Source organism: Streptomyces sp. NPDC107546 (genome assembly GCF_055639175.1).
Map to the genome: position 1 here is coordinate 1 of NZ_JBVKBA010000031.1, position 18,550 is coordinate 18,550.

At 68.0% G+C, this 18,550-nt stretch carries 23 protein-coding genes, 1 pseudogene and 1 riboswitch; of the genes and pseudogenes, 11 read left to right on the top strand and 13 right to left on the bottom strand.

The features are described 5' to 3' along the window. The first annotated feature begins 17 nt into the window (after nt 1–17). Both ACZ7L1_RS31455 and ACZ7L1_RS31460 read left to right on the top strand, forming a co-directional pair. Nucleotides 18–179, top strand: coding sequence for an LxmA leader domain family RiPP (locus ACZ7L1_RS31455; protein ID WP_471442076.1), 162 nt, complete (start codon nt 18–20; stop codon nt 177–179). 60 nt (nt 180–239) lie between these two features. After that, complete coding sequence (locus ACZ7L1_RS31460) at nt 240–428, top strand: LxmA leader domain family RiPP (RefSeq protein WP_453193014.1); 189 nt, start codon at nt 240–242, stop codon at nt 426–428. 149 nt (nt 429–577) lie between these two features. Here the strand turns inward: ACZ7L1_RS31460 and ACZ7L1_RS31465 are convergent, their stop codons facing one another. Beyond that, entirely contained in the window at nt 578–913 is a 336-nt protein-coding gene (locus ACZ7L1_RS31465) for a winged helix-turn-helix domain-containing protein (protein ID WP_471441961.1), read from the bottom strand. Nucleotides 914–919: 6 nt separating this feature from the next. Next, nucleotides 920–1,345 (bottom strand): hypothetical protein, encoded by a 426-nt coding sequence (locus tag ACZ7L1_RS31470; RefSeq protein WP_471441962.1) that lies wholly within the window; start codon nt 1,343–1,345, stop codon nt 920–922. Nucleotides 1,346–1,659: 314 nt separating this feature from the next. Between ACZ7L1_RS31470 and ACZ7L1_RS31475 the strand changes: the two genes are divergently transcribed. Beyond that, nucleotides 1,660–2,076: a transposase gene (locus tag ACZ7L1_RS31475; protein WP_471441964.1), complete on the top strand. Its 417-nt coding sequence runs from the start codon at nt 1,660–1,662 to the stop codon at nt 2,074–2,076. 314 nt (nt 2,077–2,390) lie between these two features. Further along, nucleotides 2,391–2,524 (top strand): annotated as a pseudogene (locus ACZ7L1_RS31480) (IS5/IS1182 family transposase); the annotation flags it as partial. A 55-nt stretch (nt 2,525–2,579) separates the two neighbouring features. On the opposite strand, the gene ACZ7L1_RS31485 reads toward ACZ7L1_RS31480, so the two are convergent. The 6 genes from ACZ7L1_RS31485 to ACZ7L1_RS31510 form a co-directional block, all read right to left on the bottom strand. Next, nucleotides 2,580–3,113 (bottom strand): GNAT family N-acetyltransferase, encoded by a 534-nt coding sequence (locus tag ACZ7L1_RS31485; RefSeq protein ID WP_471441966.1) that lies wholly within the window; start codon nt 3,111–3,113, stop codon nt 2,580–2,582. Between the two features lie 396 nt (nt 3,114–3,509). Then, nucleotides 3,510–4,436 carry a hypothetical protein gene (locus ACZ7L1_RS31490; protein ID WP_471441968.1) on the bottom strand — a complete coding sequence of 309 codons (927 nt, stop codon included), beginning with the start codon at nt 4,434–4,436 and terminating at the stop codon, nt 3,510–3,512. Further along, a complete protein-coding gene (locus ACZ7L1_RS31495) occupies nt 4,433–5,683 on the bottom strand; it encodes an amidohydrolase family protein (RefSeq protein ID WP_471441970.1) in 1,251 nt (416 codons plus the stop codon). Before ACZ7L1_RS31495 ends, ACZ7L1_RS31490 begins: the two co-directional genes overlap by 4 nt. A 14-nt stretch (nt 5,684–5,697) precedes the next feature. Continuing rightward, entirely contained in the window at nt 5,698–6,834 is a 1,137-nt protein-coding gene (locus ACZ7L1_RS31500; protein WP_471441972.1) for an MAB_1171c family putative transporter, read from the bottom strand. A gap of 23 nt (nt 6,835–6,857) precedes the next feature. Then, nucleotides 6,858–7,229 carry a hypothetical protein gene (locus ACZ7L1_RS31505; protein WP_471441974.1) on the bottom strand — a complete coding sequence of 124 codons (372 nt, stop codon included), beginning with the start codon at nt 7,227–7,229 and terminating at the stop codon, nt 6,858–6,860. Nucleotides 7,230–7,685: 456 nt separating this feature from the next. After that, nucleotides 7,686–8,153 carry a helix-turn-helix domain-containing protein gene (locus ACZ7L1_RS31510; protein ID WP_471441976.1) on the bottom strand — a complete coding sequence of 156 codons (468 nt, stop codon included), beginning with the start codon at nt 8,151–8,153 and terminating at the stop codon, nt 7,686–7,688. Between the two features lie 310 nt (nt 8,154–8,463). On the opposite strand from ACZ7L1_RS31510, the gene ACZ7L1_RS31515 reads away from it, so the two are divergent. Together ACZ7L1_RS31515 and ACZ7L1_RS31520 are read left to right on the top strand one after the other, a co-directional pair. After that, nucleotides 8,464–9,906 carry a hypothetical protein gene (locus ACZ7L1_RS31515; RefSeq protein WP_471441978.1) on the top strand — a complete coding sequence of 481 codons (1,443 nt, stop codon included), beginning with the start codon at nt 8,464–8,466 and terminating at the stop codon, nt 9,904–9,906. A gap of 81 nt (nt 9,907–9,987) precedes the next feature. Next, a complete protein-coding gene (locus ACZ7L1_RS31520; RefSeq protein WP_471441980.1) occupies nt 9,988–10,164 on the top strand; it encodes a hypothetical protein in 177 nt (58 codons plus the stop codon). Nucleotides 10,165–10,375: 211 nt separating this feature from the next. Here the strand turns inward: ACZ7L1_RS31520 and ACZ7L1_RS31525 are convergent, their stop codons facing one another. Genes ACZ7L1_RS31525 through ACZ7L1_RS31535 form a run of 3 tightly spaced genes read right to left on the bottom strand, consistent with a single transcriptional unit; the run spans nt 10,376 to nt 12,299 of the window. Beyond that, entirely contained in the window at nt 10,376–11,179 is an 804-nt protein-coding gene (locus ACZ7L1_RS31525) for a hypothetical protein (RefSeq protein WP_471441982.1), read from the bottom strand. Continuing rightward, on the bottom strand, nt 11,176–12,078 hold the full coding sequence (locus ACZ7L1_RS31530; protein ID WP_471441984.1) for an RNA polymerase sigma factor: 903 nt from the start codon (nt 12,076–12,078) through the stop codon (nt 11,176–11,178). Before ACZ7L1_RS31530 ends, ACZ7L1_RS31525 begins: the two co-directional genes overlap by 4 nt. Continuing rightward, nucleotides 12,075–12,299 (bottom strand): hypothetical protein, encoded by a 225-nt coding sequence (locus ACZ7L1_RS31535; RefSeq protein WP_471441986.1) that lies wholly within the window; start codon nt 12,297–12,299, stop codon nt 12,075–12,077. The genes ACZ7L1_RS31530 and ACZ7L1_RS31535 overlap by 4 nt, the downstream gene beginning before the upstream one ends. A 723-nt stretch (nt 12,300–13,022) precedes the next feature. Between ACZ7L1_RS31535 and ACZ7L1_RS31540 the strand changes: the two genes are divergently transcribed. Beyond that, complete coding sequence (locus ACZ7L1_RS31540) at nt 13,023–14,375, top strand: AlbA family DNA-binding domain-containing protein (protein WP_471441987.1); 1,353 nt, start codon at nt 13,023–13,025, stop codon at nt 14,373–14,375. Nucleotides 14,376–14,692: 317 nt separating this feature from the next. On the opposite strand, the gene ACZ7L1_RS31545 is transcribed toward ACZ7L1_RS31540, so the two are convergent. After that, a complete protein-coding gene (locus ACZ7L1_RS31545; protein WP_471441989.1) occupies nt 14,693–14,929 on the bottom strand; it encodes a hypothetical protein in 237 nt (78 codons plus the stop codon). Between the two features lie 177 nt (nt 14,930–15,106). Here ACZ7L1_RS31545 and ACZ7L1_RS31550 point away from each other — a divergent pair, with 177 nt between their 5' ends. Further along, entirely contained in the window at nt 15,107–16,087 is a 981-nt protein-coding gene (locus tag ACZ7L1_RS31550) for an ATP-dependent DNA ligase (RefSeq protein WP_471441991.1), read from the top strand. 114 nt (nt 16,088–16,201) lie between these two features. Then, a complete protein-coding gene (locus ACZ7L1_RS31555; protein ID WP_471441993.1) occupies nt 16,202–16,537 on the top strand; it encodes a hypothetical protein in 336 nt (111 codons plus the stop codon). Nucleotides 16,538–16,566: 29 nt separating this feature from the next. On the opposite strand, the gene ACZ7L1_RS31560 is transcribed toward ACZ7L1_RS31555, so the two are convergent. Continuing rightward, the gene (locus ACZ7L1_RS31560) at nt 16,567–17,148 is read right to left on the bottom strand and encodes a histidine phosphatase family protein (protein WP_471441995.1); all 582 of its coding nucleotides are present in this window, start codon (nt 17,146–17,148) and stop codon (nt 16,567–16,569) included. Nucleotides 17,149–17,241: 93 nt separating this feature from the next. After that, nucleotides 17,242–17,398: riboswitch (cobalamin riboswitch) on the top strand. A gap of 35 nt (nt 17,399–17,433) precedes the next feature. Between ACZ7L1_RS31560 and ACZ7L1_RS31565 the strand changes: the two genes are divergently transcribed. Both ACZ7L1_RS31565 and ACZ7L1_RS31570 read left to right on the top strand, forming a co-directional pair. Beyond that, on the top strand, nt 17,434–17,655 hold the full coding sequence (locus ACZ7L1_RS31565; RefSeq protein ID WP_471441997.1) for a CbtB domain-containing protein: 222 nt from the start codon (nt 17,434–17,436) through the stop codon (nt 17,653–17,655). A gap of 21 nt (nt 17,656–17,676) precedes the next feature. Further along, nucleotides 17,677–18,444, top strand: coding sequence for a CbtA family protein (locus ACZ7L1_RS31570; RefSeq protein WP_471441999.1), 768 nt, complete (start codon nt 17,677–17,679; stop codon nt 18,442–18,444). The last annotated feature ends 106 nt before the right edge of the window (nt 18,445–18,550 follow it).

Consider the following 18,550-nt stretch of genomic DNA (forward strand, 5'->3'; position numbering starts at 1 on the left):
ACAGCGCCGACCAGCTCATCGCCGGCTACACCGCCTACACCTCCGCCGAGGAGTTCGGCGTCACCGCCGAGGGCGACGCCCCGGCCACCACGCCGGTCACCGTGACCACGGTCTCGTCGACCGAGTGCGTCTCCCTCACCGCCTCCGTCGTCGGCACCACGCTGTCCGGCCACTGCTGACCTGCCTCACTACCGCCAACTCTGCCCAGTCACCGGGCAGACCGATTTGAAGGAGTTCACGTGAACGCTGTCGACCAGCTCATCGCCGGCTACACCGCCTACACCTCCGCCGAGGAGTTCGGCGTCACCGCCGAGGGCGACGCCCCGGCCACCACGCCGTCGATCCTGGTGTCGATCGACACCTCGTCCGCGGCCTGCGGCGCGACCATCGGCTACAGCATCTCCCAGACCATCCACGGTGGCTGCTGACAGCTGTAACGCCGGCTTTGGTCACTTCGTGGAAATCTTCGCGAAGTGACGGAACGAAGCCCGTCACATATCCCCCGATGTGACTCTCCCGCCGGCGAGCGGGGCGAACCGGTAGGTGCCCGTGTACAGGACGGGCACCTACCGGCGTTTTAGGTGTCGGGCGCGGCAGTCGTCGTCTCGTGCCGTCGGCCCTGTTCGACACTTGTGTCCACCAGCGCGTTCAGTGCGGCGAGGTGCTCCTCCAGAGCCTTCCTGCCATCAGGCGTCAAAGAGAGCCAAGTACGCGGTCGCTTACCGAAGTACCCCTTGCGCACCCGCACGTATCCGGCACTCTCCAGCGCCGTGACCAGCTTTGAGAGCGTAGCGGCTGACGCACCGCAGCACTCCTGAACCGCCTTGAATTCAGCCTCTATGCAGCCGGAGAGGAAGGCGACGATGGCCAGACGCGTGGGGTGGTGGATCTGCTCATGCAGCTTGCCTGACATCGGTCCTCACGCCTTGCGTGCGCGGGCCAGGCGGATCCAAGCGGCAGCACCGAGACCACAGCCCAGCACGATGAAGAACCAGGGCCCGCCGGCTGCCGCGTCGACGAGCAGCGCGACAACCACGGCGAGGGACATCGAAGCGCCATTCTTCCGGCGGTCTTTGCTAGAGCCTCCCGACCAGGCCATGACCCCGCTACGGCGTGCGGCCACAAAAGGCACCGCGACGGCCGCGACGACCAGAAGGAGAGCGACCGCGCGGATCACCCACTGCCAGGGGTGCAAGTCATCGGCCAGGCCGAGTGCGGACAGTCCAACGGCAAAGCCGAGCCCAACGAAGGGCGGGTGCCAGGCCGCGACAGGACGCGCACGGGCGGCCGTTTGCATGGTTGCTGCCGTGTCCAGCGACGCACGGGCGTCGTCGTACGTGTTCATCTCGTTGATCCCCCATCAGAAGCGTTGCTGCAAGAGTGGCATATAGTTTCCAGGTAGGCAACTGCCTGCCTCATGGCAAGATTTGCACGCTGTAGAACTCATGAGGCGTGCAACTAGCGTGCGAATGTGGTGGGATCTGTTAAGAGGGGCTGCTGATGCAGACCAGGTCGGTTGGCCGGTCAGAGAGCACACGGGGGCTAAGCATGTGGGACCGCAGCGACGCGCTGTACTCCCCTCGCGGCCTTGCTCGACACACGGCTGCACCCACCGCATCAGCGCCCCGTTCGCAAGAGCTACTGAGGGGGAGTAGGCCCATGCCTCGTCCACCGGCCGTGCCGCCAGACGAGAAGGTTCAGCTGGTTCTCGCCGTACTGTCTGGACAGACCACGGTCTCCCAGGCAGCCCGGGAAGCCAATGTCACAGAGCAGTCGATAGGCAACTGGCGGCGCCAGTTCATCGCCGCAGGACAACGCGGCCTCGAAGCCGGGTCGGGGAAGTCGCAGCGCGAGCAGCAACTCCTCGACGAGATCAACAGACTCAAGGCAGCGCTGGGCGAAGCATTCCTCCAGCTCAAGGCAGGACGCGCCGCATTGGACCCGCGGGCAGTCCCTACTCAGACCTCGAGGCCATACGGACTGCGCGGGGGCTCAGCGTTTCGAGGTTCTGCCACATCATTGGAGTCCCCCGACAGACGTACACAAGCCAACGCAATGCGCTACGGGGCCGCCTGACCTGACCCGTGATGACACTTTCGCATACCGCTGCTCTGCAACCGCCGAGAAGGCCGCCCGCGCGTAGGCGAAAAACGGTCGCGCCTGACTGACACCGCCGGCCTCAAGGCCAGAGCACCCCTATACCGGCAGCTCCCCGGCCCCCGTACGGGGAGCTGCCGCTTGTTGAGCCTGCGTACGCTGCCTGCCGACCTGGATGACCACTCGACACGCAGGCGCCGGACGGACTTCGGCCGCCTGCAGCGGGCGATTTACGCCGAAATCAAAAGGTCAGCGACGCAGACCGGCTCAACCCGACGCCGAGCCCTGGTGATGGCATCCCACCCATCCGATCCCGCCGGGACCGGGTCGTCGGCGGCCTGCCAAGCTGTACGGGGACAAGGGCTATGACTACGACCACCTGCGGAAATGGCTGCGGGAACGCGGCATCGCCCTGCGGATCGCGCGCCTGACCTTTGAAAACATTGGTCGGCTGTCTTGCGATGATCGATGGTTCGGCCGATTTACGCCTGGAACTCAGTGAGGTCGATGGCGTGAACGAGCAGAGGGTAGCCGTACACCGGGTGCACCGTCTCCCGCTCGGGCACCATGCCGAGCTTGCGGATGACGTTCTCGGAGGCGTTGTCCCCCACCCGGTTGATGCTGATGACGCGGTCCAGGCCGCGGTCCTGAAGCGCGAACTCCAGCGTGGCGTGCGCGGCTTCGGACGCGTACCCCTGGTCCCAGAACTGTGAACCCAGCCGCCAGCTGATCGCCACGGCGGGCATCACCTCCGGCAGGAACTCGGGCACGGACAGTCCCGTGAAGCCGATCAGTTCGCCCGAGGCCAGCAGCTCGACGGCGAAGAGCCCGAAGCCCTCCTCGTCCCACTCCTCCTCCCATCGCTCGATGGACTCGGCCGTGTGGTCCAGGTCGCGCACCGAGCCGTCGTCGATCCAGCGCATGACCCGTGGGTCCGCGTTGATGTCCGCCATTGGCACGAGGTCGTCGTCGTGCCAGCTACGGAGGAGGAGACGGGGTGTGCGGATCTCGGTCATGCGCCCATCCTGCCGAAGGCAAACGCCTCATCGGTAATCCGGCGCCCGCCCGCGCTGCCGCTCCGGAAACACAAGGCGTCAAGCACCCTGCACCCGCACCGTCACGAGGGAAACCTCGGGCTGAGGGCTGTGCAGACGACTTGCCACTTCGGCAGCACGATCGAGAGGTGAGACCGATTCGGCGGCAGCCTGCCGCAGCACCAACATCATTCACGGAACTGCGGACAGAGCCGTTTTGAAAACGGCCAGATACGCTCGTCGCCCCACTTGGTCTGGCGTTCAACGAAGCGGGTTGTTTCAGCGAGCGCCGGGCGTGTTGTCGGCCGGGGCCACCCGCTCGTGGAATGTTGTGAGAGGTGTGCCGGCCGTTCAAGAGAGTCTGTGGTGGCGCTCCACTCAGGCAGATCGCTCGGCACCGTAGTAGCCGTGGCGCATCCGGAACCTCATGGGATCGGTGCCGTCCGCTTGGATGTGCCCGATCAGCATCGACCGCACCGGCTCGGATAGCTGCTTGCCGTGCACTCCGGTCCATTCGAGGGATCCGAAGAGCTGGGCCGCGCCATCGAGCTGGGCCAGGCTCGGCGAGCCGGTGGCGAGCGCGGTGAGGATGAGGTCAGCATCCTCGGCGAGCAGCAGCTGCTGGACCGCCATGTCGTACCACTTCAGGCCGCCAGTGGACTCCCTGGCGGGAACCCCAGCCCAAGCCAGCAGGGCGCGAATCCGCTCGACCCCGTCGGGATAGCCGTCTTGGACGAGCGTGGCGAGCCGGGCCTTGGCGTCGCGCAGGAGACCTGACCAGGCTTCCAGGTCACGCCCCGGCGGGTTGGAGACCTCCCTGGCGGCGTCGCGTACCCCAGCGGGCGCGGCTTGGAGCCAACGCAGCCGGCGTCGGTCTTCCTCGGCCTCTTGCACCGCCAGCCCCGCCTGAACCTCCCGAGATCCGGTCAGGCCGCGCTCTGCCAGCCACTCGGTGAGTGCCGGACCATCCCGCAGGTCGGCATCGCAGTCACCGATTCCTCGAAGACCGGATTGATGGTGAAGCGTCCAGCAGGCGATCAGCTCGCCCTTGACGTCGTGAACCATGATCGTCGGCCAGCCGTTGCACAGGCACCGGTCGCCCCTACCGCCGTCCACAATGGCCAGCAGTTGGGCCAAGTCCGCGATCTCGGCACCCGTCACCACGATCCGCGCCACGCCGGCGGAGTCTGCCTCGTCAGGAGATCCCTCGGCGATCACGACGTGCCCAGCACGGTTCAGTACATCGCGGAGGCGCGCTGTTGCCGGAGCGCCCTCATCCGTGCCCATCGTTCCCTCATAGATCACGAGTCAGCCTGCTGCGCTGAGGCGGGCCGCTGCTGGGCCCACGACATGGCTGCGGAATGCGGGATGTGGAAACGGCCACCCGCCAGCACGAGGCGCACAGCGCGCAGGGCATTCAGGTCGGCCAGAGGGTCACCGTCGACGACCAGGATGTCAGCGCGACAACCCGCGGCGAGGCGGCCGGTCTGATCGCTCAGCCTGAGTGCGGAGGCGGCGTCGATGGTGGCCATGTCGATGACGCGGTGCCTTGGAACGCCCAAGTACTCGAAGAACTCCAGGCTGGCGATGAGTCCGCCGAAGAAGGCTCGTGGAATGCCGGCATCCGTCCCTGCCACGAGCCGGACCCCGCTCTCTGCCATCCGGCGCGTGGGGGCGAACAACTCAGCGGCCTTTTCGGGACCGACCCGGTCGGCGAAGGCCTGCCAGTTCGGATGGTTGGCAAGGCAGACGTGAATCTGCTTGTCGATGAGCTGCGCGAGGAGGTCCTCACGCAGGTCGGCGGTGCCGTCTTCGGTCATCCAGCTGCAGTGCTCGATCGTGTCGACCCCTGCGGTGATCGCGGCGGCGATGCCCTGCACGCCGTGCGCGTGGGCGGCTACCGGCAGACCGAGCCGGTGCGCCTCCTCCACCACGACGGCGAGTTCTTCGGTGGTGAACTGGGGCTGCCAGATCGAAGGGCCGCCGCGGGTCAGACCTCCGCCTGTCGCCATCACTTTGATGACGTCCGCGCCTTCCTCGGCGTTTTGGCGCACCTTCTGCCGGATCTCTTTCTCGCCCTCGACCTCGCCGCCGAGGAACCAGCAGTGCCCCTTGGGGGTTGTCAGCGGCGCGGTGGCGGCCAGAATCCGCGGCCCGGCGACGGCGCCCTCGCTGATCGCATCCCGGAGCCGGACGGACAGGCCGCCACGGTCACCCAAGTCACGGGCGGTGGTGATGCCGGCGTCGAGCAGTTGCCCGGCTCGGCCTGCCATGGCCAGGAGAAGCGTCGCATCGTCGCTGTCGGTCAGCGTGGTGACTGGGTCCGGTCCTGCGTCGAAAGCCAGGTGGACGTGGCAGTCGATCAGCCCGGGCAGCACGGTGGCATCGGGAAACTCCATCACCTGGCAGCCCGGTTCTGTGTGAGCGAGCACGTCGTTGCGTGCCCCGGCTGCCACGATGGTGTCGCCTGAGACGAGGACGGCGCCGTCGTCGATGTGTGTGCTGCTGGGACCGAGCAGTATGCGTCCTGCGGTGATGAGTATCTGGTTCACGACGTCTCGCTTTCTCAGTCGCTGTGCTTGGTTCCGGCGAGGACACGTCGTCGTCTCACCGCGTCCGACAGCTGGGCCAGCTGCCGCACGTCGTCTTCCAGGCTTTGTGTCAGCGGCCTCGCGACGGCGACGGCCTGGGCGGGCGCCGCTGGGGGCTGCTCGCTGTGCAGTGCCGCGTAGAGCTGGTCAGCCAGGTCGTCGGCCCACCCCGGCTGGTCCTCCACCGGGCCTGCGAGCGGCGTCAGGTGGGGGCTGATCCGTACCAGGCCGTCACGGCACTCGATGACTCTGCGGTAATAGCGCCGGTGCACGCCGAGCGGGAGCAGGTGGTCGCGCCACGGTTTGGCCGGCATCCGGTAGAGGGTGTGCTCGGGGTATGCCTCGTTGAGCATCTGCCACAGCGGTCCCAGTCGGCGATACATGCGGCGGTGCTGGCGGCGTACCCGCACGGCAGCCATCCGGGTGGCAACTCCGGGGTAGCTGACTCCGATGAGGAACAGCGGGACCGCCAGCGCGATGATCACGCTTGAGGTCCAGGTGACAGCGTGGGGCACGGTCTTCCCTTGCCAGCGAACCACGGTCAGCACGGTACGGATCGTGCAGGACGCGGCCATGGCACCGATAGCCACTGCGGTCAGCCAGAGGCCGGTTGCCAGCGGTCGCTGTGAGGTCCGGGCGTAGGAACAAGTCCACCGCAGGGCCATGGCCAGGGCGTAGACGAGATACACATCCGCGACGAGGTAGAAACTCACAAGAGCCGGATCGCGCAGGTCGGATCCCCGGAAGTTCGCGCCGTGGTCATGAACGCCTGCCGCGACGGTCGCCGTGATGAGGCCGATGGCGGCGAGAGCCAGCAGGAGTGCCTCCCGGCGGGCGCGTCTGTTGCCCTCAGCCGTATCAGCGGCGGCCGAGTACAGATAGAAGCACATCAGCCAGTACACCATGCTGAGCACGAACAGGTTCTGCACCAGCCGGGGGGCGCCCGGACCGTACACAGACGCGATCCAGCCGGCAAAGGGCTGTCTGGCCAGCACGAAGGAGCAGGCGGCACTGATCAGGCACAGCGTGACCGCGCGCAAGGCCGCATCACGGGGGGCCTTGGCCAGCTGGAATATCTTCCATCCCAGCGCTGCGACGAACGCCAGGCTCATGGCCCACATGATTACGGAGACGATCAAAGCCATCCCTGCCTGTCGCCCAGCGCCGTCTGGACTCGCCGGACCGACGCGTCCGCTGGCCGTGGGGGTGTAACCCTGTTCAGCACCGAGGCCCACTCCAGGATGATGGTGGCGACGAGTTCCGCCTCTCGCTCGTGCTCCTGGTCGTAGGACGTGCGCCGCAGTGCCCGGCGGATCGCTTCGGGCGCGATGTCGGGCATCATCAGGCCCCACAGCTGCTCGTCGCCGTCGTCACTGTCGTGGTCGGCCAGGATGTGGCCCACCTCGTGCAGGATGATGTGGTCCTGGTGGGCTTTCGTCGTCTCGCGCTGGTAGACGATGAAGTCGCTGGCACCCGTGGCAATCCAGACCCCGAAGGGGCCTGGCACGGGCAGGGAGTAGGGCACCAGATGAATCGGCCGGCCTCGGCGCTCGCCCAATGCGCGGCACAGGGCCTCCACCTGCAGAGGCGGTTGAATGTCCAGGGCCTGGAGCTCCCGTTTGCAGCGGCGACGAAGTTGTCGCTCCTTCAACCGTTCCCCCTAGATCAAGGTCGAACTTCCTTCGTGCGGCGGCGGCTCATGCCGTAGGGGGCATCCGTGCTGGTTGGCCACCGCAGGCCGAGTCGCGCCATGCCTGGTCAGAGCACGACACGACTCGTTCATAAACCGTCTGCGAGGGAACACTAGCGAAGGGTTTACAAGGGTTGGCAAAGACCCCCGGCAGACGGGTTCGGGGCAGCAGGCTGCGGCTGCCCGCAGCCGCCCGTGGACGTGTGCGGCCCCGATCGAGATGGCGCTGATGCGCCCCTGTGTGGTCGTGCTGCGGGTGGGCGGATGCGACGGTCAGACATCGCCGTTCTGTGAGTCCGGGTCTTCTCCCAGTCCTTCCAGCTTCCGCAGCTGACTCACGACTCCTGCCAGGGTCTGACGACTTGAGTCGGAAAGACCATGTGCCCGAAGTGCGATGTTGCGCACATCGCTGTCCTTCAGCGCCTGCAGCAACGCGAGTTGCTCGTCGATGCGCTGTGCCTGCTCGTTGTCGAGGAAGTAGGCAGGGCTGACACCGAAGTAGCGGGCCAGGGCTTCGAGGTGCTTCATGGTCGGGTTGGTCTTCCTGCCGGTACGCAGCTGCCAGATGTAGGTGCCGCTGATCGCCCGTTCACCCGCGGCGATGTTGATGGCAGTGGCGACGTCCTCGTGAGACGGCGCCTTCTGGTCCCTCGGTGTCGCGGTTTCGAACAGATGATCGAGTTTCTGTGCAAGAGTGCGGCCCACCTCGCCGCCAGCACCATGCTCGGTCGTGCTGCTCATCCCCCGACTCCTTGCTAGTTCATGGGCGCCCGGCTCTGAGTGTACTGAGTGAACCTCAACTATTGCTCAGGGCATGCAAGTTTACTGGTCATGAAGTCGATCTCGTGTCTAGTATCAACCACAGTCATGAACTGACGTTAATGGGGGACTGATGGCAGCACGCGCCCATCCTGTGGGAAACCAACCGGAAGCGGTACGGCCACGCCCAGCTCACCCCGACTGACCAGCGAGGAACAGCAGGCGACTCCCCTGCCCCCGTGGACCGGACACAGCACCAAGCACACACCCCCCACCCAGTAGGTGCAGCGCAGTGAGCACACACGTACCCGACGATCCGACAGCCCTCGACCACACGCTGGAGGTATCTCTCGGCCGACGCGCCCCCTTCACCCAGGTCGGCGACTGGGTCCTGCTCTCCGGCGCAGACTCCGACGCCCGAACCCTGTACTGGGCACTGTCCGCCCACCTCAACACCTCGCGAGACGACAACGAAGTCTGGCCCGGCCTGCTCACACTCGCCCGCATCCTGGGACTGAAGAAGCCCGAAAACGTCTCCAAGTACATGCTGCAGCTGGAAGTGATCGGAGCCATCGAGGTCATCCGCTCCACCACGGGCCTGGTACGCCGCAACCGCTACATCGTCCACCAAACCCCACCCGCCGACTACTGCGGACCACGGTCCATGGCCGACTGGTACGCCCTCAACCGAGCTGCCCCCGACGAGACCCCCGAAGAGCGCGACGCCCGCGAAGAGACCTTCGACTCCTGGCTCACGGCCACCCGCCAGACACTCAAGGAACACTGCCAGCAGACCGCCCACGCCCGAGCCCAGGCACGCAAGAGCCGCACTCCCCTGCCGCCGGCCACACCCTTCCTCGGAGCGACCTTCCGTACCCCCACAGCAGGGGGCACGAGGCGACCTGGGGATTCCGCGAAATCAGCAGGCCAGACCGTACCCCCTGCTGTGGGGGTACGTACCCCCACAGCAAAGCGCTTCGCACCCCCCCAGCAAGGGGTTGAAGTAGACCAAAAAGAACAACACCAAGAACCCGCGCCTGCGGCGCGAAGCGTCGCTCCCGGCCGAAGGCCTCATACAGCAAGTAGTAGGAACGCCCGTCACAACGACACCGACAACGGACGACCTGAACTGCCGGCACCGCGGCAAGGACGCCCACCCCGTAGCGGTGTCCGCCAACGCATGACCCCGGCCCAAACCCAGATCGTCGAGGCCGTCGAAGCCGGCCTCCCACAGGAACTGCGCGCCCTGCTCCCCCCGTTCCGCCCCATGACACTGCGGGACACCATCCTGCGCGAACACCAGCACCGAACTGCCGAAGAGCTGATCGCACGAGCCGACCGCCGCTGGTACGCCTGGGGCTTCGCCGCAACCGCCGACACCTCCACCGGCGGAACAGGACTGGCCCACCCCGTCGGCGTTGCGGTACGGCTCATAGCCTCCCACCGATGTCCCATCAGCAAGTGCGGCCGCGAATGCCCTGACCCACGCTGCGAAGACGGGGTCATCATCGACACCAATCAGTCATGCCCCCGCTGCGCCGAACACCAGCGCGATCACCGCAACGGAAACGCCGCCCAACCCAGTGCGACCACTCGAGAGAGCAAGAGACAGCGACGCCCTGAATGCTACGACTGCGGCAGGCCCATGGTTGGTCCAGCGCACCCCGATGGCATCTGCCGCGACTGCAGACAGGCCACGGGAGGCGCACTGGGCAGCATCCCACGAGCCGTGTGACGGCGGCAGTCTGCGCCGTTTCACCGTCCGACCGCCGACGCGCTGGATCGCGCGGCCGAGATCTACAGCCGCTTCAGGACCATGGCCGACGCGTACGGCGAACGCCTGCAGCTGATCATCGTCGACAACGACCCCCCACCCATCACCAGCGAATCCTTCGGCAAGGCGGAGTTCGACTATGACATCCCTATGGTGCCCGGCGTCGACCACCCCGGTCCCGACCACGCCGGTCGCCTCGAAAACGAAGCGGACGGCTGACCTCATCGTCACTCTGCTCAGGTCGACCATCAGGCCATGGTGGACGAACCGGCGCACCACGAACGCCGTCACGTTCGCCCGCTCGCCGTACGCGGTCGGGTTCGGGGTGCCGAGTGCGTCGGCGATCCGTTCGGCCGCCGCGTCGCCAGACAGGCGTCCGTGCCGCGCTTGAGGGTCCCAGACGGTGACGGTTCGGGACCCTCATAGAGGCTCATCGTGTGGCGGTCTTCCCCATCTGCTCGGGAATCCGCGGCATGGTACGAGCTGTACCGCGTCGCTTGCGCGGGCGCGTCTCGAGGCGGGCGGGTCGCTCGATGGAGTCGCTGGGCCGACCAGCGGCGGTTGTCAGCAGTGTGCGAATCTTGCGGGCGAAGTCGGGGCCTGGCAGGGGCATCTCCATGTCGGGTTCGCGGAGGTATCCGACGGCGACGGCGGTGGGCAGGAACTTCATGAGTTCGGTGACTGCGGCGGAGCGTGGCCGGCGGGAGGTCTGCGCGGCCAGGTGTCGCAGAATGCGCAGAAGTGTGCTGGTGGGGGCTTCGTCGATGCGGCCTTGAGGGGAGGGACTGTCGGTGGGGGGCGGGGGTTGGACGTCATCGGTCTGGCGGTGCCACCACTGGGCTGTGTCGTCCTCGCCCAGTGAGAGGTGGTGGAGGTAGAGGCAGTATGCGGCGGCTGCCTGGCCGGCGCCGGCGGCGTACTGCCACCAGAAGCGGGCGCCGTCGTCGGTGTCGGTCAGCTGCAGGACGCAGGCCAGGACCATCGCGCTGTGGGGCTCGGGTACCTGGTCGGTGACGAACGCGCCGACCGCTGGGGTGGGGGTGTGGGTGACCAGGGCTTCGCAGAGTGCGCGAAGGTCTTTCGCCGCGGTCGTGTTCGCCTCCTGGCTGGCTTTGGCCGGCCGGACAGCGGTGTGAGGGCAGTGGTCGGGGCGGCTGGGCGGGACGACGTCGCGTGGTACGGCACGGTCGCGGACCAGCAGTGCCCTGGACAGGATTTCTTGAAGTGGTGTCACGTGGCAGGTCCTTCGGTCTCGGGCGGCAGGGTGACGGCGCTCTTCAGGAAGCGGTGGGCGTGACGCTCGTCGGACCGTACGGTGGCCAGCGGCACACCGAGGAGGTGGGAGGCCTTCTCGTCGGTGGCGCCGCAAAGGTAGCGGAGCACCATGACGTCGAGTTGAGCGTCGGGCAGTCTGCTGATCGCTTTGAACAGCTCCAGGCTTTCCGTCAGCTGTGCTGCACGGCCGGCCGCGGAGCGGTGGCCGCGCAGGGCGACGGTGTCGAAGACCGCGTTCTCCATCTCGGGGAGGTTGTCGCGGTAGGTGGCCTTGGCCATGACGGTGGCCCGCAGGATCTTCCAGGCGTAGCGGCGGGTGTCCGGGCTGGCCAGGGCGTCGTCCCAGGACAGCCAGAGGATGGCGAAGGTGTCTTCGACCGCGGCGTCGCACACCTCGGGAGGGAGGAAGACCTCGGCGTAGTGGCGGTAGTCGTCTTCCATCAAGAGCCGGAACGGACGGTGTTCGAAAGGTGGTGCGCTGTCGGTGGTAGCCGAGGCGCCCTCGCTGGACCGCTCGATCCATTCCCTCGTCTTGCCGATGTCAAGGGCCGCCTGCCGCCACAGCCGGTACAGGGGCCAGTTAGGGATGCCCAGTGCGGTGGACAGACGGTGGACGACCTCCCACCGCGGGTAGTGGCCTATGCCGCGCAGCAGCTCGGAGAGCTTGGACTTGGCCAGCAGCACGTGATCGCTCAGGTCGCTGAGTGTGCGGCCGCTGCTGATGTAGTAGCAGCGGATCGGCTCCAGCCAGGCCCGGTGGGAACTGCCCACGCTGTCCGCGATCGGACCGAGCTTGCGTCCGGGACGTACCGGCGTCGGGCCGGAGGCCGGCGCCGGTGATTCAAAGGGCGTTGTCACGGGGCGCCGTCCTCCTTGTCGGCCGCCGCTGTGACGCGGTTCCGGGAGGTCGTCGCGTTGCGCGAGCGGGTCGTACGCACGACCTGCTGCACCGTCAGGCCGAGGACGGGGGCCAGCGTGGCGATCAAGGCCTCATGGCCCGTCATCACCATCGCCGTGCTCCAGCCGAACACCACCACCGTGATCAGCACGAGCGCGATCACTATCGTCCTGGTGTCCATCACACTCCTTGATGTCATGCCGCAGCCATCCGGAAGCCACGTCAAAGGGACCTCTCAACAGACGGCCGCCGAACCGCTGTTGAGGAGCCTCAGCATGGACCGACACACATGCGCTACGCCACGTGATCAAGGAATCACGGAACATTAGGTTTCACAAGGTGTCAGGTCGGGACCGCCCTATGACCGCTCCAGCCCATGTAGAGGCCGGGACCAGAGACAGAGCGGGTGAAGTTCCCGGTTTTCCTTGCAATCGCCACCGCGACCCCGTCATATGGAGACAGGACACCTCGGTGTCGCCCTTCCATCCGGAAGAGCCGCCCCCCGCCGCCGAAAACCAAAAGGGGTGCGCGCTAAGCCGTTCCCGCCTGGCCTAAGTAGGAGGCCAGGCGGGAACGGCGCGACCGTAGCGCAGGGCACTGACAACGCCCCGTGTCCTGGCTGGCGAAAGGCGCGCGAGGCGGAGAGTCCTCGAACACCGACGCACCGGCCCAGTCCCCCGAGCGCGCCCAGGACCTGTACAAAGCACTCCCACACAGCGCCAGCACGCCGTACGTGAGCCACAGGACGATGCCCTTCCGAGGCGGGCCGGCCGTCGGCGACTTCGTCCCGGCTCCGCCGCCGGGTGACAGAGGCGCGGCGGCCCGGCCGACGCGCAAGCGGGCTGAGCGCGCCCCGACCCTCGGCCGTACAGGCAATGCCCACGTGCGCGTAGGCTCCAACGGCATGGCCGCCGACAGCATGGTTCAGCTCGTCTCCTACCTCACCGCGCAGCAGCCGCACGAGATCAAGGGCACGCCGGAGAGCGAGTGGGTTGACTTCAAGAGCATCTCACCCAATGGGCCGTACGACCTGAGCACCGATAAGGGCAAGTTCGAGCTGGCGAAGGACGTCGCCGCCTTCGCGAACGCCGGCGGTGGCCTGCTCGTGTGCGGGTTCAAGGCGAAGAAGCGCCCGAACGAGCTCTACGAGGTGGCGGAGAAAGCGACGCCCTTCGACAAGAGGCTGGTGAACACCGACTCCTACAAGGACGTCCTCACCGAGTACGTGCGCCCGCTGATCAAGGTCAAATTCTTCTGGTACGACCACCCCGAGGCCGACCCGGAGGCATCCGGGCACTACTTCGTGATCGAGGTACCGCCGCTGCCCGAGGCCGCCCGGTGGGCGATTGTCACCCGGGGCATCACCGACAACGGCCAGTTCATCAAGAACAGCTGGACCATCCCGATCCGCAACGGCGACACCACGGCCTTCCTCCCACAGGACGAGGTATACCGCCTCCTGAACGACGGCCTGCGTGCGCGGTTCACGGCCGCTGCCACGGCGCCGGCGCCCGCACCGGCCGCGGACCGCGTGAAAGTCCGGGAAGTCCTGCGCGCTGGTCTGAAGCTGGAGGAGGCACCCGTGCTCTTCTTCCAGAGTGTGCCCGATCACCCGCGCGGGCTTGTCCCAGGCATGTACGCCGACGGCGGCCTGCGCGACGTCCTGAGCAATCAGGACACACTCCGGGGCGCCCATGCCTTCAACTGGTCCTCGGATTACACGCGTCCGGCACCTCGTGAGGGCGGTCTCCTGCTCGCCGACGCTCCCCGCCGCGGACTGCTGGTCGAGTCGGACGGCGCGGTCACCGGGGCCGTGTCAGCGACCGCGGAGATGCTCGGCTGGGCAATGGAGCGGTACAACGACGGCAGCGGCGTGCGCAGGATCAACGTGTTCGTGCTGACCGAGATCGCCCTGGAGTATTTCCGGCTGGTCGACCGGCACGTCCTGCCCCTCGTCGACGGTGCGTGGACGCACCGGATCGTCGCCCTGGACTTCGCCCGACCGCCTGGGCGCGTGCTCGCATCCGGTGAGGACCCGGCCTTCCCGCTCTGGGGCTCCACCGAGATGGCCACGAGCGATGACTGGAATCACAGCTGGAGGGCCCTGGGAGACCCGGAACGCGACGCCTACGAAGCACTGCGCTACATCTACGCGCTCTTCGGCCTGGATGTCACCGTCAACCCGTTCATCGATGGAGACCGCGTGAGCGCAGCCAAGCTGCAGGCGAAGGGCAAACAGCTGGAGGCCGGGCAGTAGCAGGCCAGCCCGGGCAACTTGTCTGCCCGGCTTCGCGCGCGGCCCCGCCCTCGCGCGCCAGGAGCACCAGCGGCGCCCGATCCCCTCGCCCGCCGCCCGGGGCCTGTCCCACCCACTTCTCTTTTCTTCCTGCTGTGGGGCGTGGACTCGGGGGCGTAGAGGGGATCGGGCGCCGACCACGGCCGGACCAGCGTGGTGACCTGCGCGGGCACGGGGACGGTCCTGCGGGGCCGCGCAACACCTGGCGCAACCCCCAACGCAACAGATAGGCGCAACCCTTGCCGCAACCTCGTGCTCCTGGTCGACGGGACGACCGGTCACGCGGCCAGGACGGCTCCGTGGGCGCGGGCGAGGTGGCGCAGCTCGGACCGTGCCGCCGGCGCCGAGGGGACGGTCTCCCAGTACGGGTGCCACCACAGCCGTACGGACAAAAGCAGCAGGCGGCGGCGCAGAGCGGTGGTGTCGCGGGGGCGGGGCGCGGCGAGCGCTTGGTAGGTGTCGTTCCAGGCTGCTTGCGTCTGCACCAGGTCGTCGGGGAAGTCGGTCACGTCCATCCCCGCATTAGATCGCATGTTCGAAATGCGTGTCACTTCGGCACGCCCGACCGGAACCGTGGTCGGGGTCGCGCCGGGCGTGGTCGGCCTCGTGGTCAGTACCCCCCTGAATCACTGGCGGGGCTCTCCCGCCCTCACCCCTGACAGCACCGGATCGCTCGGTGGAAGGGATCTGGTGTGACGTGGACGCCGCCGGAACCCATGCTGAGCGCTCCCGTGCCCGGGCCCGAGCTGCGGCCGGGCTGGGCGGCGGAGCCGAAGTGGGATGGGTTCCGGGCTCTGGTCTCCGTCGACGCGGGCTGGGTGGTGCTGCGCTCCAGGCGCGGCACCGAGATGCTTCCGGCGTTTCCAGAGATTCGGGCCGGCGCCGCGCAGTTGCCGGATGAGACCGCGCTTGATGGCGAGCTGGTCGTATGGGACACCGCGGGACGGCTCGCCTTCGAGCAGCTGCAGAACCGGCTTCAGCGGCGCGGCGCCGCGGCGGCCCGGGCCGCGGGCGAGTGGCCGGCCCACTTTGTCGCGTTCGATCTGCTGCGGCTGTCCGGGACCGACACGACCGGATGGCCGTATCGGCGGCGCAGGGCCGCGCTGGAGTCCGTGTTCGCCGCGCGCCGGCTGTCGGCCCCGTGGGTGCTGTGCCCGTCGACCACCGACCCGGACACCGTGCGTGAGTGGCTGACGTGGGCGTCGGTCGGGATGGAGGGCGTGCTGTTCAAGCGGTTGGACAGCGTGTACGAGCCCGCGGTGCGCGGTTGGCGGAAGTACAAGGTGCGCGAGACCACCGAAGCGATCGTCAGCGCAGTCACCGGCACACTCGCCTCTCCGCGCACTCTGCTGCTCGGCAGGTTCGACGACCGCGGCCGCCTTCAGTACGTCGGCCGCACCACCACTCTCGCCCGGACGGCGAGCAGCACGGTCGCCGGGCTACTCGCCCCGGCGCGGCGCGGTCATCCGTGGACGGGCTGGTCGTTCTCCGCCGGGTGGGGCAGTCGGGAGACGCTGGACGTCACGCTGATGGAACCGGAGTTGGTGGTGGAAGTCGGCGTCGACGTCGCCCGCGACGCCTCCGGCCGGTGGCGCCACCCCGCACACCTGCACCGTGCCCGCCCCGACCTCTCTCCCGCCGACGTCCCCCGCCTGGCGTCGCGGCCACGCTGACGGCGGCACGGGCGCGGCGGCCGTGCCGACGCGCAACCGGCTGAGCGCGCGCCCTGTTCCCCAGCCGCGGCTGTGCCGCCTATCCCGCCCGTTTCTTTCCCTCACTCCAAGCAAGTGCTGTCCCACCCGGCCCGCGTCGGTGGCCCGGGCCACCGGCAGTACCGGGTCGGAACGCTGATAGCGGCGGCCGGGCTGGTCGTCTGGATCATCTACCTGGTCGCCGACCGGGCGGCCCTGGCGTGGACGTCCTGCATCCTCGTCGCCGTCGCCCTCCTCGGCCTCACCATGCTTGCCCGCTGGCTGCCCCTCTACCCCACCGCCGCCACGGGGGATGAGACGACGCCCGCGGAACGGCGCCTGCCGGTCCCGGTGGTCGCCGCCCACGGTGTTCTTGGCGCAGCCACTCTGCTGCTGGTGCTACTGGCGGCGCTGGGAGTGGGCGGCAGCTGACACGGCCGCGTATGCCGCGCCGGTCTCTGTCAGTCGTCGTCGGCTCGCCCGAGCGGTCGGCCAAGTGTCAGGTTCCAGCGCCCGGCGCGGCCACTGAACGCGGCTGCAGTCAGCGGCGGTACATCAATCCGCCAAAAGGACGGCTCCGGGGCCCACAGCACCCGGACGGTCACGGCCCGTACGACATCCGGTTCGACAACGGCGACTGTCCGGCCGGAGAACTGCGCGGCCTCGTCCAGCCAGGCCGCGACCCGCTCACACAACTCGTGCACCGACTCCCCGCCGTGCGGGACGGCTGCCGGGTCGGACAGCCACACGGCCACCGCGTCCGGCTCGGCGGCGCCCACCTCGTCGAGCGTCCGGCCACGCCATCGACCCATGTCTAGGCCGGCCAGTACGGGTTCGTCGTCGGCGTCGAGGCCGAGCGCGGTGGCCGTCTGTCGGCAGCGGACGGTGGGGGAGGCAAGCGCTCGCCCGGCTCGAGAAAGGGCGCCTGCCGCCGAGCGGGCGTGCGCCGCCCCGATCGCGTCAAGTGAGCACCCGTCGTCGAAGCGAGCCGCGCGCAGGGACGCGTTCATAGCTGGTGAGATCAACATCACTCGGCTCGTCACGTGCTCACTCTCGCGGTCGACAGCCCTGCTGTCACAGGGCGTTCACAGAAAACGGCGGCCTGACGCGCCCCCGTCAGCGCCCGTGCGCCCTTGGCCGCACCTCCGCTTCGCGGTACCTTCTCGGCGATATCGACGACGGATCGCGGAAGCCGGTGGGATTCCGGCACGGTCGCGCCACTGTAAGCCCCCACGACACATCTTTCGTTGTGTGGTGGACAAGTCAGACCCGCGCCGTCGTCCTGTGCACCACCGAGACGGGACGCGAGTTCCCCAGGAGGTTCTGCCATGGCGCAGTCCGTCGCTCAGCCGACCACCACCCCCACCGCTGCACCGGCCAAGCTGCCGATCGGCGCGATCGTCCCCTGGGCGGTCTTCTTCGGCGTCCTGATGCTGGTTCTGCTCTACTTCGTCGGCGCCGAGCAGGGCGCCACCTCCGTGATGTCCGGCGAGGATGTGCACGAGTGGGTGCACGACGCCCGCCACCTGCTCGGCTTCCCCTGCCACTGACGGCGGCGAGGAACCCGCCCCATGAACTCGGCAACCGTCCGAAATCTGCTGGTGCGTGGCATGCTCGCGGGACTCGCCGCGGGCCTGCTCGCCCTCGTCGTCGCCTACTTCCTCGGTGAGCCGCGCGTCGACTCGGCCATCGCCTATGAGGAGGCGCACTCTCACGAGCACGGCATGGAGGTCGTCAGCCGCACGATGCAGTCCACCGGTGGCCTGGCCACCGGAGTCCTCGTCTACGGCGTCGCGTTCGGCGGTATCGCCGCCCTCGCGTACTGCTTCGCGCTCGGCCGGATCGGCCGCTTCGGGCCGCGCGCGAGCGCGCTGCTCCTCGCGGCGGCCGGACTGATCGCCGTGTATGTCGTGCCGTTCCTGAAGTACCCCGCCAACCCGCCGTCCGTGGGCGACCCCGACACCATCGGCAAGCGCACCACTCTGTACTTCCTGATGATGCTGCTCAGTGTGCTGCTGGCGATCGCCACGGTGATCCTCGGCAAGCGGCTGGGACCGCGCCTGGGCAACTGGAACGCGACGGTGGCCGCAGGGGCGTTCTTCATCCTGGCCATCGGGCTGGCGTACGTGTTCCTGCCGGCTGTCAACGAGGTGCCGAAGGACTTCTCGGCCACCCTGCTCTGGCAGTTCCGCCTTTCGGCCCTGGCCATCCAATTGACCCTGTGGACTGCCTTCGGGCTCGTCTTCGGGCTGCTCGCCGAGCGGGTGCTGGCCCCGAAGGCCGCGGAACAGGCGACCGTGCAGGGGGCGAGGGCGGGGGCGGCTCCGGTTCCCCGCTGACGATGCTCCTCGGCAGGCTCAGCCCGTTCGCCACGGGTCAAGAAGGCAGGCTGAGAAGGTGCCCAAGGCCCCGACCCTCACGCGGGTCGGGGCCTTCGGCCGCCCA